At 71.7% G+C, this 16,222-nt stretch carries 15 protein-coding genes; 8 read left to right on the top strand and 7 right to left on the bottom strand.

Going from position 1 to position 16,222, the window contains the following annotated elements; all coding sequences use genetic code 11:
• Positions 1-19: 19 nt before the first annotated feature.
• The 5 genes from GA0115234_RS20670 to GA0115234_RS20650 all read right to left on the bottom strand — a co-directional run bounded on the left by GA0115234_RS20670 (position 20) and on the right by GA0115234_RS20650 (position 6,546).
• On the bottom strand, positions 20-3,181 hold the full coding sequence (locus tag GA0115234_RS20670; RefSeq protein WP_093543786.1) for an efflux RND transporter permease subunit: 3,162 nt from the start codon (positions 3,179-3,181) through the stop codon (positions 20-22).
• Positions 3,182-3,345: 164 nt separating this feature from the next.
• Positions 3,346-4,041, bottom strand: a complete 696-nt coding sequence (locus tag GA0115234_RS20665) for a response regulator (RefSeq protein WP_093543784.1) — start codon at positions 4,039-4,041, stop codon at positions 3,346-3,348.
• Positions 4,038-5,294 carry a sensor histidine kinase gene (locus GA0115234_RS20660; RefSeq protein WP_093543782.1) on the bottom strand — a complete coding sequence of 419 codons (1,257 nt, stop codon included), beginning with the start codon at positions 5,292-5,294 and terminating at the stop codon, positions 4,038-4,040. Before GA0115234_RS20660 ends, GA0115234_RS20665 begins: the two co-directional genes overlap by 4 nt.
• A gap of 181 nt (positions 5,295-5,475) precedes the next feature.
• Positions 5,476-5,754 (bottom strand): PspA-associated protein PspAA, encoded by a 279-nt coding sequence (locus GA0115234_RS20655; protein ID WP_093543780.1) that lies wholly within the window; start codon positions 5,752-5,754, stop codon positions 5,476-5,478.
• Positions 5,755-5,763: 9 nt separating this feature from the next.
• The gene (locus tag GA0115234_RS20650; protein WP_093543778.1) at positions 5,764-6,546 is read right to left on the bottom strand and encodes a PspA/IM30 family protein; all 783 of its coding nucleotides are present in this window, start codon (positions 6,544-6,546) and stop codon (positions 5,764-5,766) included.
• Between the two features lie 309 nt (positions 6,547-6,855).
• Here GA0115234_RS20650 and GA0115234_RS20645 point away from each other — a divergent pair, with 309 nt between their 5' ends.
• The 3 genes from GA0115234_RS20645 (at position 6,856) to GA0115234_RS20635 (ending at position 9,486) form a co-directional block, all read left to right on the top strand.
• Entirely contained in the window at positions 6,856-7,455 is a 600-nt protein-coding gene (locus GA0115234_RS20645) for a DUF3043 domain-containing protein (protein ID WP_093543776.1), read from the top strand.
• Positions 7,456-7,544: 89 nt separating this feature from the next.
• Positions 7,545-8,303: a class I SAM-dependent methyltransferase gene (locus tag GA0115234_RS20640; RefSeq protein WP_176729224.1), complete on the top strand. Its 759-nt coding sequence runs from the start codon at positions 7,545-7,547 to the stop codon at positions 8,301-8,303.
• Between the two features lie 91 nt (positions 8,304-8,394).
• Positions 8,395-9,486: a S1C family serine protease gene (locus GA0115234_RS20635; protein WP_093543774.1), complete on the top strand. Its 1,092-nt coding sequence runs from the start codon at positions 8,395-8,397 to the stop codon at positions 9,484-9,486.
• A gap of 82 nt (positions 9,487-9,568) precedes the next feature.
• Here GA0115234_RS20635 and GA0115234_RS20630 read toward each other — a convergent pair whose 3' ends face one another.
• Positions 9,569-9,778: a hypothetical protein gene (locus tag GA0115234_RS20630; protein ID WP_072483289.1), complete on the bottom strand. Its 210-nt coding sequence runs from the start codon at positions 9,776-9,778 to the stop codon at positions 9,569-9,571.
• A 116-nt stretch (positions 9,779-9,894) separates the two neighbouring features.
• Between GA0115234_RS20630 and GA0115234_RS20625 the strand changes: the two genes are divergently transcribed.
• From GA0115234_RS20625 to GA0115234_RS42375, 4 genes are all read left to right on the top strand, one after another.
• Positions 9,895-11,097, top strand: a complete 1,203-nt coding sequence (locus GA0115234_RS20625; protein WP_093543772.1) for a bifunctional adenosylcobinamide kinase/adenosylcobinamide-phosphate guanylyltransferase — start codon at positions 9,895-9,897, stop codon at positions 11,095-11,097.
• A gap of 125 nt (positions 11,098-11,222) precedes the next feature.
• Positions 11,223-12,329: a nicotinate-nucleotide--dimethylbenzimidazole phosphoribosyltransferase gene (cobT, locus tag GA0115234_RS20620; protein ID WP_093543770.1), complete on the top strand. Its 1,107-nt coding sequence runs from the start codon at positions 11,223-11,225 to the stop codon at positions 12,327-12,329.
• A gap of 88 nt (positions 12,330-12,417) precedes the next feature.
• On the top strand, positions 12,418-14,223 hold the full coding sequence (locus GA0115234_RS20615; RefSeq protein WP_176729223.1) for a phosphatidylglycerol lysyltransferase domain-containing protein: 1,806 nt from the start codon (positions 12,418-12,420) through the stop codon (positions 14,221-14,223).
• Entirely contained in the window at positions 14,220-14,939 is a 720-nt protein-coding gene (locus GA0115234_RS42375; protein ID WP_161275623.1) for a hypothetical protein, read from the top strand. Before GA0115234_RS20615 ends, GA0115234_RS42375 begins: the two co-directional genes overlap by 4 nt.
• Here GA0115234_RS42375 and GA0115234_RS20605 read toward each other — a convergent pair.
• Positions 14,882-15,643 (bottom strand): hypothetical protein, encoded by a 762-nt coding sequence (locus GA0115234_RS20605; protein WP_093543766.1) that lies wholly within the window; start codon positions 15,641-15,643, stop codon positions 14,882-14,884. The two genes, GA0115234_RS42375 and GA0115234_RS20605, sit on opposite strands and share 58 nt — an antisense overlap.
• An 88-nt stretch (positions 15,644-15,731) precedes the next feature.
• Here GA0115234_RS20605 and GA0115234_RS20600 point away from each other — a divergent pair.
• The coding region (locus GA0115234_RS20600) for an adenosylcobinamide-GDP ribazoletransferase (protein WP_141718447.1) at positions 15,732-16,222 on the top strand (491 nt) is incomplete at its 3' end.

Here is a 16,222-nt window from a genome sequence, read left to right as displayed (position 1 = left end):
GCCCGCTCGTCGTGCCGGGTCAGGCCTGGGCGGGCTCGGCCTCCCGGGCCTCGGAGGCGCTCTCCTCCGGCTCCGCCGGGACGGGCAGGCCCGCCTTCTGCGCCCGCTTGACCGCCTTCTTCTTCGCGCGGCGCTCCTTGCGGAGCTCCACCATCGCGTAGAGCGTCGGCACCAGGAGCAGCGTGAGCAGCGTCGAGGTGACCAGGCCGCCGATCACGACCACCGCGAGCGGCTGCGAGATGAAGCCGCCCTCGCCGGTGACGCCGAGCGCCATCGGGAGCAGGGCGAAGATCGTCGCGAGTGCGGTCATCAGGATCGGGCGGAGCCGGTGACGGCCGCCCTCGATGACCGCTTCGACGACGCCCATGCCCTGCTTGCGGTACTGGTTGATCAGGTCGATCAGCACGATCGCGTTGGTCACCACGATGCCGATCAGCATCAGCATGCCGATCATCGCCGCGATGCCCATCGGGGTGCCGGTGATGACGAGCAGGCCGATGGCGCCCGTCGCCGCGAACGGGATGGAGACCAGCAGGATCAGCGGCTGGACGAGCGACCGGAAGGTGGCGACCAGCAGCATGAAGACGATCGAGATCGCCGCCAGCATGGCCAGGGCCAGCTTCACGAACGCGTCGGACTGGTCCTCGGTGACGCCGCCGATGGTGGCGGTGGCACCGTCCGGGAGCTTCAGGCCGTCGACCGCCTTCTGGAGGTCGGTGCCGACCGCGCCGGTGTCGTCGCCGAGCGGCCTGGCGGTGATCGTCGCGGCGCGCTGCCCGTCGATCCGGGTCATCGAGACCGGTCCGGGGACCAGTTCGACATCGGCGATCTGTCCGAGCTTGACCGGGCCGAGGGAGAGGTTCTTCAGCTCGGCCATCGTGGTGGCCGGGTGGGCGGACTTGATGACGACGTCCCGCTCGGTGTCGTCCATGATCGCCTTGCCGGACGGGGTGCCGCGCACCGCTCCGGCGACGGCCGCGCCGAGCGCGGTCTGGTCGAAACCGGCCTCCGCGGCCTTGGGCGTGGCCTTGACCGAGATCCGCGGGACGCTCTGCGCGAGGTCGCTCTGGACGTCGGAGACGTTCTTGAGCTTGGCCACCTCGGCGCGCACCTCCTCGGACGCCTTCTTGAGCACGTCCCCGTCGGCGGCCTTGACCACGACGCTGAGGTTCTGGCTGCCGAAGCCGTCGCCCCCGGAGAGGGTGGTGTCACCGATGCCGTCGAGCTTGCCCAGGGCCTTCTCGATGCGCTTCTGGGCGGCGTCGTAGTCGGACGAGTCCTTCAGGGTGACCTGGTAGGAGGCCTGGTTGGCGCCGGTGCCGCCGCCGAAGGCCGCCATGAAGCCGGAGGAGCCGACGGTGACCTGGTAGTCCTTGACGCCCTTGTCGTCGGCGAGGACCTTCTCGACCTTCTTGGACGCCTGGTCGGCGGCCGCCAGGCTGGTGCCCGGGGTGAGCTCCTGCTTGATGGAGAGGACTTCCTGCTCGCCCTGGTCGAAGAAGGTGGTCTTCAGCAGCGGGACCATGCCGAAGGTGCCGAAGAGCACGGCGACGGCGATGACGACACTGGTGATGCGGCGCCGGGTGGCGAAGCGCAGCACCGGGATGTAGAGCAGCTGGAGCCGGCTGCGGGCTTCCTTCTCCTCGGCCTTGCGACGGGCCTCGTCCGGGTTCTCCACGGCACCCTTGGGTGCGCGCAGGAACCAGTACGACAGGACGGGGACCACGGTCAGCGAGACCAGCAGGGAGGCCAGCAGGGCGGCGGTGACGGTCAGGGAGAAGGAGCCGAAGAGCTCGCCGACCATGCCGCCGACGAGGCCGATCGGCAGGAAGACGGCGACCGTGGTGAGGGTCGAGGAGGTGACCGCGCCGGCCACTTCCTTCACCGCGGTGATGATCGCCGACTGGCGCTCCTCGCCGTAGCCGAGGTGCCGCTTGATGTTCTCCAGGACCACGATCGAGTCGTCGACGACGCGGCCGATCGCGATGGTGAGCGCGCCCAGCGTCAGCATGTTGAGCGAGAGGTCGCGGGTCCAGAGCACGATCAGCGCGAGGACCACGGAGAGCGGGATGGAGACCGCGGTGACCAGGGTCGAGCGCAGCGACGCGAGGAAGACCAGGATCACGATGACGGCGAAGAGCAGACCGAGGGCGCCCTCGGTGGTCAGACCGGAGATCGCCTTGGAGACGGCGGGCCCCTGGTCGGAGACGACGGTCAGCTCGGCACCGGCGCCGAGGTCCTTGCGGAGGTCGGGGAGCTTGTCCTTGACCGCGTCCGAGATGGCGACGGCGCTGCCGTCCTTGTCCATCGTGGCCATCACGGCGAGGCTCGGCCTGCCGTTGGTACGGGTGATGGAGACCGCGGTGGACGGCTCCTGCTTCACCTCGGCGACGTCACCGACGCGGACCGGCGTGCCGGGCTTGCCCGTCGCCGGGTCCTTGCGGGTGACCCGCAGGTCCTCGATCTGCTTCAGGGAGGTGAAGGCTCCGCCGACCTGGACGGTGCGGCTCTTGCCCGACTCGGAGAAGGAACCGGCGGGGACCGTCGCGCCACCCGCCTGGAGCGCCTGGGAGAGCGTCATGGCGTTCAGACCGGCGGCGGCGAGCTTCTTGTCGTCGGGGGTGATGGAGACCTGGAGGTCCCGCACACCGTCGACCGAGACCTGGCCGACGCCGCTGATGTCCTCCAGGGCGGGGACGACCGTGCGGTCCAGCTGGTCGGCGAGCGCCTGCTGGTCCTTGTCGGAGGTGACGGCTAGGACGACGGCCGGGAGGTCGTCCGTCGAACCGGCGATGACCTGCGGGTCGACGTCGTCGGGAAGCTGGGCGCGGGCGCGGTTCACCGCCTGCTGGATGTCGGCGACGAGCTGCTTGGTGCCCTCGCTGCCGAAGTCGAAGGACGCCATGATGACGGCGCTGCCCTCGCTGGCGGTCGAGGTGATGCCGGTGACTCCGTCGACGGCCTTGACGGAGTTCTCCAGCGGCTCGACGACCTGCTTCTCGACCACGTCGGGGGACGCACCCTGGTAGGGGGCGATGACCGACACCATCGGGAGTTCGATGGTGGGCAGCAGCTGCTGCTTGAGCTGCGGTATCGCGATCGCTCCGAACACGAGCGCGACGATCGAGATCAGTCCGATCAGGGCCCGTTGCGCGAGGCTGAATCTGGACAGCCAGGACATGGGTGGGTCTCTCTTCTGTGGCTTACGCGGCAGGTGGGCGGGCGGCTGGGGGACAGACCCGGCCCAGTAACACGATGTCCTACGGGCAGGGGCGAAAGCGTCGGTCCCAGGTCGCTTCCTGAGGGCGCGCATACCGCAGGTGGAGTACGCCGTATCTCCACCCGTCACTCCACCCTGGGGCGCACCAGGCCGGATTCGTAGGCAATTACCACCAATTGAGCCCGGTCCCTGGCGCCCAGCTTCGCCATCGCCCTGTTCACATGGGTCTTGACGGTGAGCGGGCTGACGACGAGCCGCTCGGCGATCTCGTCGTTGGAGAGGCCGCCGGCGACCAGGACGAGTACCTCGCGCTCCCGGCCGGTGAGCGCGGCGAGCCGCTCGGAGTACTCCGCGGCGCTCGGCCCGTCCCCGTCCGAACTGCCGCCCTGCGCGAGGAAGGTGGCGATCAGGCCCTTGGTCGCGGCCGGTGAGAGCAGCGCCTCGCCGCCCGCGGCGACCCGGATGGCGTTGAGCAGTTCCTCCGGCTCCGCCCCCTTGCCGAGGAAGCCGGACGCCCCCGCCCGCAGCGACTGCACCACGTACTCGTCCACCTCGAAGGTGGTGAGCATGACGACCCGTACGCCGGACAGGCCGGGATCGGCGCTGATCATGCGGGTCGCGGCGAGTCCGTCGGTACCGGGCATCCGGATGTCCATCAGCACCACGTCGGCGCGGGTCGAGCGGGCGAGCTCCACGGCCTGCGCGCCGTCCGCCGCCTCGCCGACCACCTCCATGTCGGCCTCCGAGTCGACCAGCACCCGGAACGCGCTGCGCAGCAGTGCCTGGTCGTCGACGAGCAGCACCTTGATGGGCGGTGTCATGCGTTCTCCCCCGTACGGCCCGCCGCGCCCGGCTCCCCGGGCTCCACGGTGCGGGCCTCGACGGGCAGGATCGCATGGACCCGGAATCCGCCGCCGTAGCGGGGCCCGGCGGTGAGGGTGCCGCCGAGCGCGGTGACGCGTTCGCGCATCCCGAGCAGCCCATGGCCGCCGCCGTCGCCGTCGGGGCCGCCGCCGGAGCCGTTGTCGATCACGGTGATCTCGGCCGTGTTCCCGACCCGTACGACGCTCACCTCGGCCTTCGCCCCGGGTCCCGCGTGTTTGCGGACGTTGGTCAGCGCCTCCTGGATGACCCGGTACGCGGCCAGGTCGACGGCCGCGGGCAGCGGGGGCCGCCGGTCGGCGTAGACCACCTCGACGGGGAGCCCGGCCCGGCGGACGGTGTCGACCAGGTCGTCGAGGACGGCGAGCCCCGGGGCGGGTTCGGTCGGCGCCTCCGGGTCGCCGGACTGGCGCAGCAGGCCGACGGTGGCCCGCAGTTCGTCGAGCGCGGAGCGGCTGGCCTCCCGGACGTGGGCCAGCGCCTCCTTGGCCTGGTCGGGGCGCCGGTCCATGACGTGGGCGGCCACCCCGGCCTGGACGTTGACCAGGGCGATGTGATGGGCGACGACGTCGTGGAGGTCACGGGCGATCCGGAGCCGCTCCTCGGCGACCCGCCGCCGGGCCTCCTCGTCGCGGCTGCGCTCGGCCCGTTCGGCCCGTTCCCTGATCGCGTCGATGAAGGCGCGCCGGGAGCGGACGGCGTCCCCCGCGGCGCCCGCCATGCCGGTCCAGGCGAAGACCCCGAAGTTCTCCTGGCTGTACCAGGGCGCGCGGCCGAAGAGCATCGCCGCCGCCGTCAGCGCGGCCATGGTCAGCAGGCCGACCCGCCAGGTGGTGGGCCGGTCGGTGCGGGCGGCGACGGTGTACAGCGCGATCACGGTGCTCACGACCACGGGGGTGGGCGGATCGGACCGCACCAGCTCGACGACGGTCAGCCCGGCGGTGACCGAGAGCACGGCCACGGGATTGCGCCGCCGCCAGATGAGCGCCACGGCCGCGCACACCATCAGCAGCACGCTGCTCACCGCGGGCGTGCGGTGGCCGATGGCGAGCCCCTCCCCCGCGACCGGGTGGGCGAACGATCCGGTGATCATGGCCACCAGTACGGCCAGGGCCAGCGCGGCGTCCAGCGCGAGGGGATGGTCGCGCAGCCAGTGCCGGCTGCGCAGAACCCCGGTTCCGAGGGTGGTCACGTCGAGCTACGTTACGGCGTGCCGTCAAGGTTGCGTCCCGGCGTGTCGCGGGAATCGGGCCGGGTGCCGCGGGGGGTGCGCGGAGCGGCGGCCGGGCCCGCCGCGGACGCACCCGTGCCCCGGGTCCGGCGGACCGGACCCGGGGCACGGGTGCGTGCGGGTGCTGGAGAAACGACCGGCGTCAGCCGGGGATCAGACCGTCGTCGCGGAGCATGGCGCGCACCTCTTCGAGGGTCGCGTCGGACGCCGGAAGGATCAGGTCGGACGGCTCCAGGGAGTCGTCGGGCAGGGCTGTGCCGAGTTCGCGCACCCTGGCCAGGAGCGCGTGGAGCGTGGCCCGGAAACCCGGTCCGTCACCGCTCTCCATCTCGGCGAGCAGCTCGTCGTCGAGCCCGTCGAGCTCGGCAAGATGACTGTCGGCCAGTGCGACCTGGCCCTCCCCCATGATCCGTACGATCATGACGCCGCCTCAACTCTTGTCGAACCTGTGCGGGGACTGCGACTGCTGCTGCTGGGCGGCGTCCTGCGGGCCGCCCTCGATCGCCTGCTGCGGGGTGGAGCCGCCGGCCAGCTCGGCCTTCATGCGCTGGAGCTCCAGCTCCACATCCGTACCACCGGAGATCCGGTCCAGCTCGGCGGCGATGTCGTCCTTCGCCGTGCCGGTCGGGTCGTCCAGGGCGCCGGAGGCGAGCAGCTCGTCGATCGCACCGGCCCGTGCCTGGAGCTGCTGGGTCTTGTCCTCGGCCCGCTGGATCGCCAGGCCGACGTCGCCCATCTCCTCGGAGATCCCGGAGAAGGCCTCTCCGATCCGGGTCTGCGCCTGGGCAGCGGTATAGGTGGCCTTGATCGTCTCCTTCTTCGTGCGGAAGGCATCGACCTTGGCCTGCAGCCGCTGGGCCGCGAGGGTGAGCTTCTCCTCCTCGCCCTGCAGCGTGGTGTGCTGCGTCTCCAGGTCGGTGACCTGCTGCTGGAGCGCGGCACGCCGGGACAGCGCCTCGCGGGCCAGGTCCTCGCGGCCGAGCGCGAGCGCCTTGCGGCCCTGGTCCTCCAGCTTGGACGACTGCCCCTGCAGCTGATTCAGCTGCAGCTCCAGCCGCTTGCGCGAGGTCGCCACATCGGCGACACCGCGGCGTACCTTCTGAAGCAGTTCGAGCTGCTTCTGGTACGAGTAATCGAGGGTCTCGCGCGGATCCTCGGCCCGGTCAAGGGCCTTGTTTGCCTTCGCGCGGAAGATCATCCCCATACGCTTCATGACACCGCTCATGGGCTTCGCGCGCCCCCTTCTGACGGACTGAGCTCCAGCACTCCAACAGAACCCACACTACGGGCCCTGCCTCTATTACCGCACTGTTCGAGCACGGATGTGCTCCTCCCCAAGGACGACTGCACCGGGCCACCGCTCCGGCCCAGGGAGTAGGCGGAGGTCAGGGGAACCCGGTTCCGTCGTCCGTACCGGCGTCCGTACCGGACACCTCGGTACACCTGCGAGGACGCAGGCCGTTGCCGGATCGTTCCCGACCGGCCTGGGGTCGGGGCGATCGAACCCGTACCCTTGGGCCTTGTGTTCCGTAGCCGTTCTAAGGAAGAGAAGGCGCCCACCGGCAAGGTGACGGCGGACCTCTCCAAGCAGCCCCGCGACCCGCAGGCTCCCAAGGGTCGCCCCACCCCCAAGCGCAGCGACGCCCAGTCGCAGCGCCGTCGTGCCTCCAGTGGCGCGCCGCTCGACCGCAAGGAGGCCATGAAGCGGCAGCGCGAAGCGCGCCGTGTTGACATGGCCAAGCAGCGTGAGGCGCTCGCCAGTGGCGACGAGCGCTATCTACCGGCTCGTGACAAGGGCCCGGTGCGGCGCTTCGTCCGCGACTACGTGGACTCGCGCTTCTGCATCGCGGAGTTCTTCCTGCCGCTCGCCGTGATCATTCTGATCCTGAGCGTGATCCAGGTGCAGAACATCCAGAACATCTCGCTGCTGCTCTGGCTCATCGTGATCGTGCTGATCGTCGTCGACTCGATCGGTCTCTCGTTCCGCCTGAAGAAGCAGCTCAACGCACGCTTCCCCGATACGCCCAAGCGCGGCGCGGTCGCCTACGGCCTGATGCGCACGCTTCAGATGCGTCGCCTCCGGCTGCCGAAGCCGCAGGTCAAGCGTGGAGAGCGGCCCTGAGTACGCACATCTCCGGCTCGGTCGGCGGTCCGTCCGCCGGCCGGCCGGCTGATGCCGTTCCCGTCGCCGGGTTCTCCGGTGCCTCCTCGGTGTGGCTGAAGGGGCTCGGCGGGCTGCGCAACACCGTCCGCCAGGAGCTCGTGGCCCGGCAGCTGGACGAGCAGATAGCGGCCCGCTTCCCGGTCGGCCAGCGGCTGCGCGTGCTCGACGTGGGCATGGGCCAGGGCACCCAGGCGCTGCGTCTGGCGAGGGCCGGTCACACGGTGACCGGTCTGGAGTCCGATCCCGAGATGCTGCGGGTGGCCAAGGAGGCGCTCGGCGGCGAGCCCGCGGGCATCCGCGAGCGGGTCCGGCTGATCGAGGGCAACGGCCTGGACACCGGGGTGCACTTCCTGCCCGGCAGTTTCGACGTGGTGCTCTGCCACGGCGTGCTGATGTACGTGCGGGAGCCGGACGCGATGCTGGCGGGCCTGGCCCGGATGCTGGCCCCGGGCGGGCTGCTCTCGCTGCTCGTGCGGAACGCGGACGCGCTGGCGATGCGCCCCGGGACCGCCGGGGACTGGAGCGCGGCGCTGGCCGCCTTCGACACGGACACGTACACCAACCGGCTGGGCCTCACGGTGCGGGCCGACCGGCTGGACGCCCTGACGTCCACGCTCGCCGGGATCGCGGCCCCCCTGCACGCCTGGTACGGGGTGCGTGTCTTCACGGACAACGTGAGCAACGACGTGGAGCTGCCGGCCGCCGCCGAACTGGAGCAGGTGCTGGCCGCGGAGGACCGGGCCGGGCGGACCGATCCGTACCGCCGGGTGGCCGCGCTGCTGCATCTGTGCGGCGTACGGGGCTGAGCGGGAGCGGGGCGCCGGGGCCGTCCGGCTCCACGCCCCGCCCGGCCGAGCCCGACAGGCCGAAAATCGGACCAAAAGCAATAATCCGGACATGGATGCTTCCCACTCCCGCGGCCTTGCCCGCCGGCTGCTGCTGCCCGTGACCGCAGGTGTCTGTGCGCTCGCCCTGGTGAGCGGCTGCTCGGACGGGGCCTCCGATTCGTCGAGGTCCGGTCCCAGCAGATCGGACTCCTCCTCCCCCGCTCCGTCCGCTCCGGCGGCCGGTGATCTGCAGGGCGAATACCAGGCCGTGATCAAGAACGTGCTGCCGTCGGTGGTGCAGATCGAGGCCTCCGAGGGCCTGGGCTCCGGCATCGTCTACGACACCAAGGGCCATATCGTCACCAACGCCCATGTGGTCGGCAGCGAGAAGAACTTCAAGGTCACCACCGCCACCGGCGAGAAGGTGCAGGCCGCCACGCTGGTGGCCTCCTATCCGGAGCAGGATCTGGCCGTCATCAAGCTCGACCATGTGCCGAGCGGGCTGAAGCCCGCGAAGTTCGGCGACTCGGAGAAGGTCGAGGTGGGGCAGATCGTGCTGGCGATGGGCTCGCCGCTCGGCCTGTCCTCCAGCGTCACCCAGGGCATCGTCTCGGCGCTCGGCCGGACCGTCAGCGAGAGCCGCGCGGGCGGCGGCACCGGCGCGACGATCGCGAACATGGTGCAGACCTCGGCCGCGATCAACCCGGGCAACAGCGGGGGCGCGCTGGTCAACCTGGACAGCGAGGTGATCGGCATCCCGACCCTGGCGGCGACCGACCCGGAGCTGGGCGGCAGCGCGGCGCCGGGCATCGGGTTCGCGATCCCGGTCTCGATGGTGAAGACGGTCGCCGACCAGATCATCAAGAGCGGCAAGGTCACCGACTCGGGCCGGGCGGCCCTGAACATCAGCGGGCGCACGGTCGTCGACGACACCTATCAGCCGGCCGGGGTGGCGCTGGTCAGCGTGACCCGGGACGGCGCCGCGGAGAAGGCGGGGCTGCGGGTCGGCGACATCGTCATCAGGATCGACGATCTGCCGGTCACCACGATCACCTCCCTGTCGGAGGCGCTGGCCTCGGACAAGCCCGGTCAGAAGGTCACGGTGACCTATGTGCGCAGCGGGGTGGAGAAGACGGCGAAGGTCACCCTGGGCGAGATCTAGGGTCCTTCGTCCGGACGGACGGAGGCCCTGACGGCCGTCGTCGTGCGGGGCGCCGGGCGGCGCCCCGCACGAGGGATCGGGATCAGCCCTGGTCGGCCTGGAGGCTCATGGGGCCGTAGATCTTCGTCGAGTCGTCGAAGAGCGTCACCTGGTCCGCCCCGCCGTCGAGGAGTTCCTTCCAGTACTCACCGATCCAGGACTCCGCGTCGCCCTGGGTGGTGAACTCCTCCGGCTGCAGGGCCGGTTCCGTCTCCGTACCGTCGGACTTCTCGAACCGCCACGTCCACGCCATGTCCGCCTCCTGGGTCGCTTTGCTGCCCCGAGCCTAGTGCCTGGGCCCGGCGCGGGGACCCGGTCCGGACGCCCCAGGTCGCGCACTGGCCGCACGGACGCGGGAGGATCGGAACCGTGGAACTGACTCTGCTCGGCACCGGAGCCCCCGACGGGCTGCCGCGGCCCGAATGTCCCTGCGCCGCCTGCGCCGTCGCCCGCGGGGCGCGCGCGCGGGCGTCGACCGCGCTGCTGGTCGACGACGCGCTGCTGCTCGATCTCACTCCGGGGGCCGTGTTCGCCGCGGCCCGTGCGGGGCACCCGCTCACCGGCGTGCGGCAGGTGCTCCTCACCCATCCGCACGACGGGCCCGCCGTGGAGCTGCCCGCCGGGCTGCCCCCGGCCGGACGGGTGCCGGACGGGCGGGTGCTGACGCTGATCAGCGGACACCGGGTGCGGGCGGTGCCGATGGACGCGCCGGGGACGGGGTACGAGGTCACCGGGCCGGAGGGGGCGCGGCTGCTGTACCTGCCGCCGGGGGCCGCGCCCGCCGGGCTCACGGACCGGGTCGCGGAGCCGTACGACCTGGTGGCCTGCGATGTGGTGGGGCGGCCGGACGCGGTGGCGCGGCTGCGGGCCGCGGGGGCGATCGGCCCGGCCACCGAGATCGTGGCCGTCCACCTGGGCCATGACGCACCGCCCGGCGCCGAGCTGGACCGGCGGCTCGCGGCGGCCGGTGCGCGGGCCGTGCCGGACGGGACGACACTGGTGCTGGGCGAGTACGGGGCGGTGGTGGGAGTGCCGCGGCGCACGCTGGTGACGGGCGGGGCCCGGTCGGGCAAGTCGGTGGAGGCCGAGCGGCGCCTGGAGACCTTCCCCGAGGTGGTGTACGTGGCGACCGGTGGCGGCAGGGAGGGGGACGCCGAGTGGGCGGCCAGGATCGGCCTGCACCGGGAGCGCCGGCCGGCCGCCTGGCGCACCGAGGAGACCTGTGAGCTGGCGGAGCTGCTGGCGTCGGACGGGCCCCCGCTCCTGATCGACTGCCTGTCGCTGTGGCTGACCGACGCGATGGACCGGGTGGACGCCTGGGACGACGCGGCGTGGGCGGAGCGCGGCGAGGGCGCCCTGCGGGAGCGGACCGCCGAGCTGGTCGCGGCGGTGCGCACAACGCGCCGTACGGTCGTCGCCGTGACCAACGAGACCGGCTCGGGCGTGGTTCCCGCGACGGCCGCCGGGCGGCGCTTCCGGGACGAGCTGGGCCGGCTGAACGCCGCGTTCGCCGACGAGTGCGAACAGGTGCTGCTGGTGGTGGCCGGGCAGGCGCTGGTCCTGCGCGGCTGACCGCGGGCCGGGGAAGGGGCTTCGTACCGGCCGGGTGCCGAAAGGGCGGCGGGTACTGTTCCGCAGTGAGCCCGCCGCCGGGCTCACCGGCCCACTCGACGCATCGACCCGCGAGGCAGATCCCCGTGAATCTGGACGACTTCTCCGACCTGATCGAACGCCCCGACGGCGGCGTACGGCGCGATGCCGAGGAACGCCGGGAGCGCATGATCGTTCCCGTCGGCTCCCTCGGCCGCCTGGACGAGCTGGGCGAATGGCTCTCGGCCGCACAGCAGTCCGTACCGGTCAAGGCGATCGAGCAGCCGCGCGTGGTGCTCTTCGCCGGTGATCACGGGGTGGCCGGGCTGGGTGTCTCCGGGCGCGCGGCCGGGACGGCGCACGAGCTGGTGCGGGCCACGCTGGACGGCGCGACGCCGCTCGCGGTGCTGGCCCGGCAGTTCTCCGTACCGGTACGGATCGTCGACGCCGGTCTGGACTGCGATCCGGAGCTGCTGCCCGAGTCGGTGGTCCGTCACCGGGTGCGGCGCGGCAGCGGCCGGATCGACGTCGAGGACGCGCTGGCGGCCGAGGAGGCCGAACGGGCGGTACGGCTCGGCATGGCGATCGCCGACGAGGAGGCCGACTCGGGCACCGATCTGGTGGTGCTCGGCGACCTGAGCGTGGGCGGGACGACGGCCGCGGCCACGCTGATCGCGGCGCTGTGCGGTACGGACGCCTCGGTGGTCACCGGGCGCGGCGGTGCGGGGATCGACGACCTGGCGTGGATGCGCAAGTGTGCGGCGATCCGGGACGCGCTGCGGCGGGCCCGGCCGGTCCTCGGCGACCAGATGGAGCTGCTGGCCACGGTGGGCGGCGCGGATCTGGCGGCGGCGACCGGGTTCCTGTTGCAGTGCGCGGTGCGCAGGCTGCCGGTGATCCTGGACGGTGTGGTCTCCGCGGCCTGTGCGCTGGTGGGCCAGCGGGCGGCCTTCCGGGCGCCGGACTGGTGGCTGGCGGGTCAGGCGAGCGGTGAGCCGGCGCAGGCCAAGGCGCTGGACCGGATGGCACTCAACCCCTTGCTGGACCACGGCGTCATCGTGGGGGAAGGAAGCGGGGCATTGCTCGCACTTCCGCTTGTCCGGGCCGCTGCCGCACTCGCGGCGGAGCTGCCCGAACGCGAACCCGTCGCCGAGGAGGAGGACGACGCCGACGAGGGAGCCCAGGCCGCCGCCGCGTACGGCGACGCGACCTGAGGCTCACGGACCGGCGGTGCTGCGGCCGCTGAACACCGGCCGCAGCACGGTCCCTCATGCAGTGCGATGCACCATATGATCGCTTTTCATGGGAGAGGTCCGATTGTCCACCGAGGAATCCGGGCGGGACACCGTCCGGTCACCGAGCACCGTCCGGTCACGGCGCAGCGCGGCATTCACCATCTGGTACCTGCGCGTCGTGTCGTTCATCAATTTCCTGAGTGCCGTCTGGGTCACCCTCGGCAATGATCTGCGCCGCCACAACACCGAGAACTTCTTCACTCCCTATCTGCTCACCGCGGGCTTCTCCTCGGGTGTGGTCGCGCTCTTCCTGGCGATCACCATGCGCCGCCGCAAGCGGGCCGCCTGGATCGTGAACATGGTGGTGAGCGGCTTGCTGCTGCTCCTGTTCGCCCTGGTGATCTGGTTCCCGGAGGTCCGGCAGTATCCGCAGAACTGGATCTCGCTGACGCTGACCGCCGCCTTCTTCCTGGCGCTGATCCTCGGGCGGCGCGAGTTCTACGCGAAGGGCGACCGGTCCAACCCGAAGCTCGCGGCCGCGGTCGCGGTCGGCGGGCTGCTGATCACCTCGCTGATCGCCGCGGGCCTGGTCACCCTCACCAACACCGCGCCCCACGGCAACCGCGCGCCCTTCCTGGACCGCTGGCGCTACGGGGCGCTGAGGCTGATCTCGATCGCCGACAACGACACCGCCTTCCCCGGCATCGAGACCCCGGGCTGGGTCAACGTCACCATCAACGTGCTCTCCACACTGCTGCTGGTCGCCGTCGTGTACGCGGCGTTCCGGGCCCGCCGGGCCGTCGACCCGATCACCCCCGAGGACGAGGCCCGGCTCCGGACGCTGCTCGACAAGCACGGCGAGCGGGACTCGCTCGGCTACTTCTCGCTGCGCCGGGAGAAGAGCGTCATATGGTCCCCGACCGGGAAGGCGGCCGTCACCTACCGGGTGGTGGGCGGGGTCTCACTCGCCTCCGGTGACCCCATCGGGGACCCGGAGGCCTGGCCCGGGGCGATCGATCCCTGGCTGGCCGAGGCCCGCGAGCACGGCTGGATCCCGGCCGTGATGGGGGTGAGCGAGGAAGGCGGCACGGTCTACGCGCGGCACGGCATGGACGCCCTGGAGCTGGGCGACGAAGCGATCGTGGAGACCGCCGAGTTCACCCTCGAAGGGCGGGCGATGCGGACCGTCCGTCAGGCGTACAACCGGGTCCGGCGCGCCGGGTACGAGGTGACGGTCCGCCGCCACGCGGACATCCCCGAGCAGGAGATGGCCGAACTGGTGCGGCGCGCGGACGACTGGCGCGACGGGGCGACCGAACGCGGCTTCTCGATGGCGCTCGGCCGGCTCGGCGATCCGGCCGACGGGCAGTGCGTGATGCTCGAATGCCGGGACGCCCCGGCCGGGGAGGGCGGTGCGCCCGGCGAGCTGCGCGCCGTGCTGAGCTTCGTCCCGTGGGGGCCGAACGGCCTCTCGCTGGACCTGATGCGCCGGGACCGGGAGTCCGAGAACGGGCTGATGGAGTTCATGGTCATCGAGCTCCTCCAGCGCGCCGAGGAGATCGGGATCACTCAGGTCTCGCTGAACTTCGCGATGTTCAGGTCCGTCTTCGAACGCGGTTCACGGCTCGGCGCCGGACCGGTGCTGAGGCTGTGGCGCTCGATGCTCAGCTTCTTCTCGCGCTGGTGGCAGATCGAGTCGCTGTACCGCGCCAACGCGAAGTACCGACCGATCTGGGAGCCGCGTTTCATGCTGTTCGAGAAGAGCTCGGACCTGCTGCGCATCGGCCTCGCGGCAGGGCGTGCCGAAGGGTTCCTGGAGGCACCCGGTCTGCCCAAGTGGCTGCACCGCTCGCACCTGGGAGCAGATGGATGAGACCCGTGCGCGTGCTGTGCGGGGCAGCTCGCCATGAGTGGGGTCCGCTGCTGCGGACCGTACGCGCGACACTCGCCGTCCAGCGGCTGCGGGCGATCCCGATGACGATCGCCGCGGTCTGCCTGACGGCGCTGCTCCAGGTGGTGCAGAACCAGCCGTGGGGCTTCGGGGCGGTGCACCACCTCGGGGCGGTACGGGCCGAGGACCCGCTGTGGGCGGCCCTGCTGCGTACCCCCCTGTCGCTGTTCGTACCGGCACTGGACCTGCCGGTCTGGGGGGCGCTGGTGCAGATCCTGGTGGTGTTCGGGACCGCCGAGATCTGTCTGGGCCGGTGGCGGACGCTGCTGATCGCGTACGTGGCGACGCTGGCCGGGACGCTGTACGCGCGGATCGGTGTGGCGCTCGGCCCGGACTCGCTGTGCGGACTGCCGGCCTCGGACGCCCGGGTCGTGGACACCGGCCCGTCCGCGGCGGTGGTCGGCCTCGCCGTCTACGTCTGCTACGTCTACCGGGCCCGCTTCACCGGGGCGCTGGTGATCGCGGCGATGGTGGCCGAGGTGTTCGTGAAGGACAATCTGGCGGGCAAGGAGCACCTGGTGGCGATCGGTGCGGTCCTCGTGCTGTGCGTCCGCGCGACCCGCCGGGACCGGCGCCGGGATCAGGACTTGCGTCCGGGCAGCGGCACCCGGTCCGGTGCGCCGCCGATCAGGTCCTGAAATCTGCGCCGCGGGCCCACCCAGCGCACATCGTGGTGGTAGGCGCGCAGCATCGACCGGGCGCGGGCCCGGTGCCGGTGGCGGTAGAAGCGCTTCGCCCACATCGACGTCGGCCGGGCCAGCCGGATCGCCCCGATCAGCGCGACGAACGGGACGAGCGTGCCGACGACCGCGAGCCTTGCCTTGCCCTTGAAGAGGGAGATCAGCACGAAGCAGAAGTTGACGACCAGGGTGAGGACGACACCGGCTCTGCCCTGCTGCTCGTCGCTGCTCAGCTCGTTCACGCCGAGCGGTGAGAATCCGGCCAGTACCAGCAGCACCAGCGCCGCGGTGAGGACCACCACCTCCACGCTCTGGCGGCCCTCCTCGGTCCAGTACACGTCGTCGAGATGGAGGATCAGGGCGAATTCGTCCAGCACCAGCCCCGCGCCCATGCCGAAGATCACGGCGCAGATCCCCGCGGTGACGCCGTGCCGTCCGCTGGCGACCGCGCCGAAGCCGCCGACGACGCTCAGCACCACACCGGGGACCACGTGGTGGATGTGCATGCCGCCGGGTGTGATGTTGCGGAACGGGCCCTTGCCCGCCCGGATCATCCGGGTGATGAACCGGGTGATCGCGAAGGTGAGCACGAAGGCGGCCAGCGCGAGGAGCAGCGGCAGCTTCCCCGGCTCGACGATGTTCTGATCGAACCAGTGACCCATGCCACCCACTCCCGATATGCCACTTCTGTCATGGCTTGTTGCGTTACGGGCAATCTATCGGCCCCGCGCACCGATTAGCCTGCGCGCCGTGACCTCCCTGAACAGCCACGGCATCCGTTTCGCCTTCGGCACCCTGACCGTGCTCCCCGTCCGTGTCACCCGCTGGGACCGCGAGGCCGCCCGCGCCGGGATGCTCTGCGCCCCGTTCGCCGGGCTGGTGGTGGGGCTGCTCGCGGCGGTGCCCGGCGCCCTTCTGCTGCTGCTCGGCTCGGGGCCGCTGCTCGCCGCGGTCGCCTCGGCCGCCGTGCCCGCCGTGCTGACCCGGGGTCTGCATCTGGACGGCCTCGCGGACACCGCCGACGGCCTGGGCAGCGGCAAGCCCGCCGACGACGCCCTGCGGATCATGAAGCAGTCGGACATTGGGCCGTTCGGTGTGATCACCCTGCTGTTCGTGCTGCTGGCCCAGGTCGCGGCGCTCGACGAGCTGTACGGGCGGGGCTGGGCGTACGGCGCGGTGGCGGCGGCCGTCGCCGCGGTCGCCGCCCGGCTCGCGCTCACCCTGGCCGCCCGCCGGGGCGT

The sequence above is a fragment of the Streptomyces sp. DvalAA-43 genome, assembly GCF_900091725.1.
Taxonomy (GTDB): Bacteria; Actinomycetota; Actinomycetes; order Streptomycetales; family Streptomycetaceae; genus Streptomyces; species Streptomyces pulveraceus.
The sequence above is the reverse complement of the archived record's forward strand: the minus strand, read 5'-3'. Positions and strand labels throughout refer to the sequence as shown.